1 protein-coding gene is annotated in these 908 nt (G+C 66.9%); it reads left to right on the top strand.

Annotation, left to right across the window (positions count from 1 at the left end; all coding sequences use genetic code 11):
• Positions 1 to 45 precede the first annotated feature (45 nt).
• The coding region (locus tag AC1DWC_RS26685; RefSeq protein WP_477912906.1) for an Ig-like domain-containing protein at positions 46 to 908 on the top strand (863 nt) is incomplete at its 3' end.

Below are 908 nucleotides of genomic sequence, written 5' to 3'. Positions count from 1 at the left end.
GAGTTCTCGTACAAGGTCGGTGCGAACTGCGATCGTGACGTCGCGATGAACACGTGGACGGACTACTCCGGGTCGCTGGGTTCGGGTAGCTACCCGAACAAGGGCACGACCGTGACGGTGAGCAAGAACGTCACCACGACGGCGTTGGCTGCGGTGCCGGCGGGTGTGAAGGTGGGTCAGTCGGTTCCGTTGAGTGCGACGGTCACCGGTGGTGTCGACGGCAACGTCGTGGAGTTCTTCGACGGGACGACGAAGATCGGTCAGGGTCCGCTGGCGGCGGGCAAGGCGGCGTTTGCCTGGATGCCGTCCGCGGTGGGTGGTCACAGCCTGACGGCGAAGTTCCTGGGTACGACGAAGGCCAACGAGTCGGTCTCGGCGGCGCAGAACGTTCCGGTGGCCGCGGTGGACGTTGTCACGACGACGTCGGTGACCGGTCCGGCGACGGCGGTCGAGGGCGCGGACGTGACGTTGAACGTGCAGGTCTCCCCGGCTCCGTCGGGTGGCACGGTGCAGTTCAAGGACGGCGCCACCAACATCGGTGGCCCGGTCACTCTCGGTGCGGACGGCAAGGGTTCGCTGACGCAGCAGTTCGCCACGGGAGCCCGCAGCATCACTGCGGTGTATGCGGGTACGGGTGAGTTCCTCGCATCCACGTCGGGTGCGCACAACATCAACGTGACGGCTGCGGATGTCGTCACGTCGACGTCGGTGACGGGTCCGGCGACGGCGGTCGAGGGCACGGATGTGACGTTCGGCGTACAGGTTTCGCCGGCTCCGGGCGGTGGCACGGTGCAGTTCAAGGACGGTGCGGACAACCTCGGTGGTCCGGTGACGCTGGACGGTTCGGGCAAGGCGTCCATCACGCAGTCGTTCGCCGCGGAGGGTGCGCACAACATCACCGCGGTGTT

It is taken from the genome of Rhodococcus sp. P4_C10 (genome assembly GCF_056402135.1).
Note: the sequence above shows the minus strand (reverse complement) of the source record. Positions and strands in the feature narration are given on the sequence as shown.